This is a genomic window from Mesorhizobium sp. M0244 (genome assembly GCF_040321795.1).
GTDB lineage: Bacteria > Pseudomonadota > Alphaproteobacteria > Rhizobiales > Rhizobiaceae > Mesorhizobium.
Genome location: NZ_JAMYSE010000004.1, coordinates 219,722 through 226,956, shown reverse-complemented (window position 1 = coordinate 226,956; position 7,235 = coordinate 219,722). Strand labels below are relative to the sequence as shown.

Here is a 7,235-nt window from a genome sequence, read left to right as displayed (position 1 = left end):
GCCACCGCCGTGGCGTCTGTACCGAGGCGGGCCGCGATCTCGGCCATATCCGCACGCATGTAGCCGGCCTCGTCGAGGCCATCGGCAAGCTCGCCGGCGATCAGGCGCGCCGCCGGATCGGCAAAGGCGAGCGCCACCTGCTCGCCGACATGGTCGCGCAGCGTGATGGCAGCCGCCGCCATATCTGCGACGTCGAAGCCGTCGGAGGAAGACGCCGAACTGTTGCCGGACGCCGATTTCCATTGCGCCGTCAGGTCGGGCCCGAGCCGCTCGCTCGTACCGGGATCGTCGGGAAACAGGTTTTCCAGCGACGTATCGAGCTTTTCCGAGATCGCCTCGGCGCTCCACGCCGTCTCCGCTTCGAACCAGTCGCCGCCGGCGGCCGATTCCGGTGCGGCGTCGCTCTTCTGCGCCTGGTCGCTGGCGGCGTCCTCCTGCGGTTCGGCGCGTTCCAGCAGGGGATTGCGTTCGATCTCGTCGTCGATGAAGCGTTCCAGCTCGAGGTGGGTGAACTGTAGCAGCCGGATCGACTGCATCAGCTGCGGCGTCATCACCAGCGACTGCGACTGTCGTAGCTGTAGTTTTGCCGCCAACGCCATGGTTCGGTTTCAAACGCCCCGTCTACGCACCCGCACTGCTGGAAAGAATTTTCCAGGCCAGCATAGAAACTGGCCCGGCTTTTGCTTGTCAAGACGAGGAGCGGCAAAACTCGCCTGCCAGCGCGATTTCAGGCAGAAAATTGAAGAAAAAGCTACTGGACTACGCCGGAAATCGCGTTCGAACCGGAAGTTCGCATTTAGAGCGTAAATCCCTCGCCGAGATAAAGCCGCCGCACATCGGCATTTGCGACCACTTCGTCGGCCCGGCCATGGGTCAACACCTGGCCGGCATGGATGATATAGGCGCGGTCGATCAGGCCAAGTGTCTCGCGGACATTATGGTCGGTGATGAGCACGCCGATGCCGCGTGCCGTCAGATGGCGCACGAGCTGCTGGATGTCGGCGACGGCGATCGGATCAATGCCGGCGAAAGGTTCGTCGAGCAGCATGTAGGCGGGGCGCGTGGCCAACGCGCGTGCGATTTCGAGGCGCCGCCGCTCACCGCCGGAGAGCGACAGCGACGGAGCCTTGCGCAGATGGCTGATGTGGAATTCCTCAAGCAATTCGTCGAGCAGGCGCTCACGCTCCTTGCGGCTCTTTTCGACCACTTCGAGCACGGCCCGGATGTTTTGCTCGACGTTCAGGCCGCGAAAAATCGATGCTTCCTGCGGCAAATAGCCGATGCCAAGACGGGCGCGGCGATACATCGGCATCGATGTGACGTCGAAACCGTCGATTTCGATGGTGCCTTCGTCAACCGGCACCAGGCCGGTCACCATGTAAAAACAGGTCGTCTTGCCGGCACCGTTGGGGCCGAGCAGCCCAACCGCCTCGCCGGCGCGCACGCCCAGCGTTACGCCGCTGACGACTTTGCGGCCCTTGTAACTTTTGGTCAGCCCCTTGGCGATCAAGGTTCCCTTGAACTTTGCCGCTTCAACGGTGACCCTGGCCGGTGCCGCAAGTTTGCTAGCGGCGCGCCCTGGAAGACGCGCCAGCAGCGACGATATGCCGGTCATCAGGGTTTCGCTGCTCCGGACTTCGCCGGCGGCGTGATCGACATCATGACACGGCCGCCGCAGGCGTCGACCTGGGCAAGGCCGCTCTTCATCTGCACGGTGAGCTTGCAGCCGACAAGCACGTTGTCGCCTTGCGAGAGCACGACCTTGCTGCCCGAAAGCACCAGCACTTCGGTCTTCATGTCGAAGGTGCCGCGGTCGCCGGTGGCAACCTGATTGTCCGATTTGATGTAGACCTTATCGTCGACCTCGAGATGGTCGATGTTGGCGGATCCGGTCATTGCCGCGGCACCCGCCGGCTGGGCGCCTTTGGCGGCGCCTGCATCCCTGACGTAATAGACCGTCATTTTGCCGGCCTTGAGCACAGTTGGACCCTGGACGACGTTGACGTTGCCCGTGAAGACGGCAACGCTTTCCGCTTGACGCACCTCGAGCTTGTCGCTTTCGATCTGGATCGGCTTGTCGCCCGACAGCCTGAGGCCGGACATTTGGCTGGTCGCCTTGGACTGCGCCAGCGACGGCGCCGTCCCCAAGGTCAGCCCCAAGGTTAGCAACGCCGAAATCGCAGCGAGGCGCCGTGCCGAACTACTGAACCACATTGGTCTCTCCGCTCTTTGCCTCTGCCGCCTTCAGGCTGGCGGGATCGATGTCGACGCGCACCTTGTTCTCGAAAACCAGGACCTTGCCATTGTCCTGGACCGACATCGAATCCGCCCTGATCCGCGACCCGCCGCGGCTGACGTCGACGGGCTCGCTTGTCTTCATAGTGCCTTCGCCGATGTCGAGATAGACCGATTTGAATTTTGCCACCACGCCATCCGTGGTCGACACCGTCACGTCGCTGGTCAGGCTGAGCGTGTTGCCGTCGCGATCATAGGTGCCGTGCGTGGCATCGATGGCGGCCGTGTTGTCGGCCGCAATCGGCAGCTTGGCCTTGATGCCTTCCAGGTCGATGATGCCTTGTTTGCTAACGTCCTGTATGGCGCGCAGGGCCGTCATCGAATAGGGCAGATTCTGCTTGGTGAAGCCGTTGAGTTTGGGATTGGCCATCACCAGCTTGCCATCGGCAAAGGCGCCGCCGTCGGCCTGCACCTCGATTGCAGCGGGGGCCATGAGATAGGAATAGACCGGAAACGCGACCGCGATCACGGCGGCGACCAGCGGCACGGCCAGCTTGAGAATCCGGACCCGGCGCGAATGACGCTGCGCAATGTCAAACGCGTCGACCCGCGCCCAGCCTGCGGCCTTGGGAGCCAACTCCGTCTCGGTGTTGGTCGGTTCGATTGGTCCCGCTAACATGACTGCTTCTTCTAAACCCCTGCCCGCCAGGCCGCCCTATAGGTGGGGTGCCGGCGCCCTCAAGCAAGCACAAGCCGAGGAAAACCGCAAAAATGTGACAACCGCCCCTGTACAACGAAAATGCCCCCGGCGCGCCTGTACCTCATACCAGATATGGGCGCAGAGTGTTAGAGCCTGTAAACGTGACAGGTTGAAGCGTGCCGCGAACGCCGAAGACGGCCTTTGGCGCAAGGCCGTCAGGAAACGGTAGCCGGGCGCGAATGGTTGCTTTAAAAGCATCTGCTCCCACCGACTACGAGGCTGACCATGGCATTGAGAGCCGACGACCTGATCGACCGCCGCCGCTTGCGCCGCAAGCTGACATTCTGGCGTGTTGCGGCGATTGTTGTCGCAGCAGCCGGGCTGATCGCCTTTTCCGCCTGGATTTATGGCGACGACTTCACTGGCGCGGCTGTCGACCACATTGCCAAGGTCAAGATCGAAGGTACCATCACCGAAGACGAAGAACTGATCAAGCGGCTGGAAGCCATCCGTCAGTCGCCGCGCGTCAAGGCTGTGATCCTGTCGATCGATTCACCCGGCGGCACCACCGTCGGTGGCGAGTCGATCTACGAGGAAGTGCGCAAGCTCGCCGCCGACAAGCCGGTGGTGGCCGAGGTCGGCACGCTCGCCGCGTCGGCGGGTTATATGATCGCCACCGCGGCCGACCATATTGTCGCACGCAAATCATCGATCGTCGGCTCGATCGGCGTGCTGATCCAGTACCCGGACGTCAGCGGCCTTATGGACAAGCTTGGCATTAAGCTGGAGGAGGTGAAATCCTCGCCCTTGAAGGCCTCGCCGTCTCCCTTCAAGCCGACCAATGATGATGAGCGCGCCATGGTCCGCAAGCTCATTCTCGACAGCTACGACTGGTTCGTCGGCATCGTCGCCGAACGCCGCAACATGACCAAACCGGAGGTGCTGGCGCTCGCCGACGGATCGATCTTCACCGGCCGGCAGGCGGTCACCAACAGATTGATCGACGCGGTCGGCGGCGAGGCCGAAGCGATTGACTGGCTTGCAGGCAAGGGTGTCGATGCCAAGCTCAAAGTGGTGGAATGGAAGGACACGGAAAAACGCAGCGGTTTCCTGTTCTCCAAGACGATGGCGCAGACCATCGGCGGTGCGCTTGGCCTGCCCGGCTATGGCGGCGACGTCCTTCACGAAATTGGAGCGGACCGCTTGTTTCTTGACGGTCTCGTTTCCGTCTGGCACCCTTGAGACGAGTGAAAAAAGCAAATAAAATCATTCTGATAATTTCGACGGCACTGCTTTCACGGGGAGCCTTTTCATGATCAAATCCGAACTTGTGCAGATCATCGCCACGCGCAACCCGCATCTTTTCCTGCGCGACGTCGAAAACATTGTCGGCGCCATCTTCGATGAAATCACCGACGCCCTTGCCGAGGGCAACCGGGTCGAGCTGCGCGGCTTCGGTGCGTTTTCGGTGAAAAACCGCCCTGCCCGCACCGGCCGCAATCCGCGTACCGGCGAATCCGTCGAGGTCGAGGAGAAATGGGTGCCGTTCTTCAAGACCGGCAAGGAATTGCGTGAAAGGCTGAACGGAGGCAAATAGGCGCGGCGCCCGCCGACCCGCTCCTGCCTTTTCTTCCGAACGGAAAAACATGTTCAATCGCTTCATCCTCATCGTGGTTTTCGTGCCGCTGGCCGTCATCCTGATTGCGCTGGCCGTCGCCAACCGCGAACCGGTGGCCTTCACGCTCGATCCGTTCAATCCCGGCAATCCGGCGCTGACGCTGACCGTGCCGCTCTTCATTTTCCTGTTCCTGGCGCTGGCCATCGGCATGATCGTCGGCAGCCTGGCGACCTGGATCAAGCAGGGTCGCTACCGCAAGCTGGCGCGCCAGCGCGGCGCCGAGGCTGAGAACCTGCGCCAGGCGGTCAGCCGCGCGCCCACCGCGGCGCAGGGCCCGGCCTTGCCGAAGCCGACGAACTGAGCCGCGGTTCGGGCCTGAAGCGCAGCTGGCCTATTTCTCCACGGAGCCTTCCATGCTGACCATTTCCGCCGCCGAGGTCGACCGTGCGCTGACCTTTTCCGGGCTGGTCGAGACGTTGCGCGCCGCTTTTCGCGACGGCGCTGTGCAGCCGATCAGGCACCATCACACGGTCGAGCGGCCCGATGGCGCCGCCTCGACGCTGCTTTTGATGCCGGCCTGGACCGACTTCAACGCAGCCGGCACCTCGGCCGATGGCCATATCGGCGTCAAGATTGTCACCGTGTCACCCGACAACAATGCCGTAGGCAAGCCTGCGGTGATGGGGCTTTACCTCTTGCTCGACGGCGCCACCGGCGAGCCGCAGGCCTTGATCGACGGCCAGCGGCTGACGCAGTGGCGCACGGCCTGTGCCTCGGCGCTGGCCGCCTCGTATCTGGCCCGCGAGGACGCCTCGCGGCTGCTGGTGGTCGGCGCCGGCGCGCTGTCGCCATTCCTTGCAAAGGCGCATTCGGCGGTGCGGCCGATCAAGAACATCCGCATCTGGAACCGCACGCCGGCCAATGCCGAAAAGCTCGCGGCAAAATTGCGTGCCGAGGGTTTTGCGGCCGAAGCAGCAGGCGATCTCGACGCCGAACTCGGCCAGGCCGATATCGTGTCGTCGGCGACCATCACCACCACGCCACTGATCAAGGGCGCACTCTTGAAGCCAGGAGCCCATGTCGATCTGGTTGGCGGCTTCACGCCGGCGATGCGCGAAAGCGACGACGACGCGATTGCACGCGCCCGCGTCTATGTCGACACCCGCGCTGGCGCCATCAAGGAAGCCGGCGATATCGTCCAGCCGCTGGCCTCCGGCGTGCTGAAACCGGAAGCCATCGTCGCAGACCTGCATGAACTGGCACGCGGCCAGAAAAAAGGTCGGCAGAGCGATGACGAGATCACGCTGTTCAAGTCGGTCGGTGCGGCCCTCGAGGACCTCGCCGCCGGCATTGCCGTGTATCGCGCAAGCGTAGGGCAGTAGGGCAGTAGGGCAGTAGGGCAGTAGGGAGCCGTACCAATCGTGCGGCTTCGTGCCAATCATATTTCCTATTCACCTACTGCCTTACTGCCTTACTAACCTACTGCCTTATTCCCTTTGCCAATAAACCCGCAGCCGGTGGTTATCCGGATCGAGCGCGACGAAGGTCCGGCCGAAATCCATGTCGGCCGGGCTCTGCAGGATTGTCAGGCCGCGGCCGGCCCACTCGGCATGGGTGGCGTCGACGGCTGCAGGCGTATCCAGCGCAAAGACGACCTCGGCGCCGCCACCTGCTGCCGCGGCGGCCGGCTCCACCGTGTGACGCGACCAGAGGCCGAGCTTGAAGCCGTTGTCGAGCACGAACAGCACGAAGGTCGGCGAGGTATCGACCGGCTCCCGCCCGAGCAGAGCGCTATAAAAGGCGCCGCTGTACTCAGGCTTGTCGACATAGAGGATGACGAAATTGGGCGGTGTCATGAATTGCTCTCCAGATGGTTTCGACTGGAGGAGCATAAGGCATCCCACTGCCAGATTCTGGCAGCAGCCTTTATTGCGGGCAGCCTTTAACCTGGGCAGCAGCCTTAGCTTGGCTTGTCGAGCGTCGCCCGCCATTCCCTCAGCAGCACCTGGCGACGGCGCGGATAGCGCATCTCGGTGGCGTTGAGGCCGGATATCCGATCGGCGCGAAAGTGTCTGAAGTCCTGGCGCATCTCGCACCACGCCGCGACGACGCGCACCTTGTCGAAGAAGCCGAGCGCAAATGGCCAGACGGTGCGCTCGGAGGCAGCGCCGCCGGCATCGCGATAGACAAAGCTCAGCTTGTGCTCCTCGCGGATGGCCTGCCGCACCACGCCGAGATCGATGCCTTCGATGACCTCGGTGCGCGATCCGACCAGCAGCGTCGAGGCATCGAGATCTTCACGCAAATCGTCCGGCAGCACCGCGGCGACCTTGGCCAGCGCGTCGGTGGCAGCGTTCGCAAGCCGCCAATCCGGCTGCTTGGCCACCCAGCGCGAACCGAGCACGATCGCCTCGATCTCCTCGTCGGTGAACATCAAGGGCGGCAGCATGAAGCCGGGCCTGAGCACATAACCCAATCCCGCCTCGCCCTCGATCCGCGCGCCCTGCCCCTGCAGCGCGGCAATATCGCGATAGAGCGTGCGGATCGACACGCCCATTTCGCCTGCAAGGCTGCGACCGCTGACCGGCCGGCGATGACGGCGCAGTATCTGGATCAGGTCGAGCAGGCGTTCAGCACGGGACATGAATCATAACCTGGTTTCAATCGACGATAGAGCCCCAG

At 63.0% G+C, this 7,235-nt stretch carries 10 protein-coding genes; 4 read left to right on the top strand and 6 right to left on the bottom strand.

Features of this window, described 5'->3' with window-relative positions:
• The 4 genes from NKJ08_RS05915 to lptC all read right to left on the bottom strand — a co-directional run.
• Positions 1-599: RNA polymerase factor sigma-54 (locus tag NKJ08_RS05915; protein ID WP_502906318.1), on the bottom strand; the 599-nt coding region annotated here is incomplete at its 3' end.
• A 197-nt stretch (positions 600-796) separates the two neighbouring features.
• A complete protein-coding gene (lptB, locus tag NKJ08_RS05910; RefSeq protein ID WP_292664962.1) occupies positions 797-1,615 on the bottom strand; it encodes an LPS export ABC transporter ATP-binding protein in 819 nt (272 codons plus the stop codon).
• Positions 1,615-2,214 carry an LptA/OstA family protein gene (locus NKJ08_RS05905; RefSeq protein WP_352525180.1) on the bottom strand — a complete coding sequence of 200 codons (600 nt, stop codon included), beginning with the start codon at positions 2,212-2,214 and terminating at the stop codon, positions 1,615-1,617. Before NKJ08_RS05905 ends, lptB begins: the two co-directional genes overlap by 1 nt.
• On the bottom strand, positions 2,201-2,914 hold the full coding sequence (lptC, locus tag NKJ08_RS05900) for an LPS export ABC transporter periplasmic protein LptC (protein ID WP_352525179.1): 714 nt from the start codon (positions 2,912-2,914) through the stop codon (positions 2,201-2,203). Before lptC ends, NKJ08_RS05905 begins: the two co-directional genes overlap by 14 nt.
• 306 nt (positions 2,915-3,220) lie before the next feature.
• Between lptC and sppA the strand changes: the two genes are divergently transcribed.
• The 4 genes from sppA to lhpI all read left to right on the top strand — a co-directional run bounded on the left by sppA (position 3,221) and on the right by lhpI (position 5,935).
• The gene (gene sppA, locus NKJ08_RS05895) at positions 3,221-4,177 is read left to right on the top strand and encodes a signal peptide peptidase SppA (protein ID WP_352525178.1); all 957 of its coding nucleotides are present in this window, start codon (positions 3,221-3,223) and stop codon (positions 4,175-4,177) included.
• Between the two features lie 70 nt (positions 4,178-4,247).
• The gene (locus NKJ08_RS05890; protein WP_006200394.1) at positions 4,248-4,532 is read left to right on the top strand and encodes an integration host factor subunit beta; all 285 of its coding nucleotides are present in this window, start codon (positions 4,248-4,250) and stop codon (positions 4,530-4,532) included.
• 49 nt (positions 4,533-4,581) lie between these two features.
• The gene (locus NKJ08_RS05885) at positions 4,582-4,914 is read left to right on the top strand and encodes a LapA family protein (RefSeq protein ID WP_352777032.1); all 333 of its coding nucleotides are present in this window, start codon (positions 4,582-4,584) and stop codon (positions 4,912-4,914) included.
• A 52-nt stretch (positions 4,915-4,966) separates the two neighbouring features.
• Positions 4,967-5,935, top strand: coding sequence for a bifunctional Delta(1)-pyrroline-2-carboxylate/Delta(1)-piperideine-2-carboxylate reductase (gene lhpI / locus NKJ08_RS05880; RefSeq protein WP_352525176.1), 969 nt, complete (start codon positions 4,967-4,969; stop codon positions 5,933-5,935).
• Positions 5,936-6,040: 105 nt separating this feature from the next.
• On the opposite strand, the gene NKJ08_RS05875 is transcribed toward lhpI, so the two are convergent.
• Both NKJ08_RS05875 and NKJ08_RS05870 read right to left on the bottom strand, forming a co-directional pair.
• Entirely contained in the window at positions 6,041-6,409 is a 369-nt protein-coding gene (locus NKJ08_RS05875) for a VOC family protein (protein WP_352525175.1), read from the bottom strand.
• 104 nt (positions 6,410-6,513) lie between these two features.
• Complete coding sequence (locus NKJ08_RS05870; protein WP_352525174.1) at positions 6,514-7,197, bottom strand: helix-turn-helix transcriptional regulator; 684 nt, start codon at positions 7,195-7,197, stop codon at positions 6,514-6,516.
• Positions 7,198-7,235: the final 38 nt, after the last annotated feature.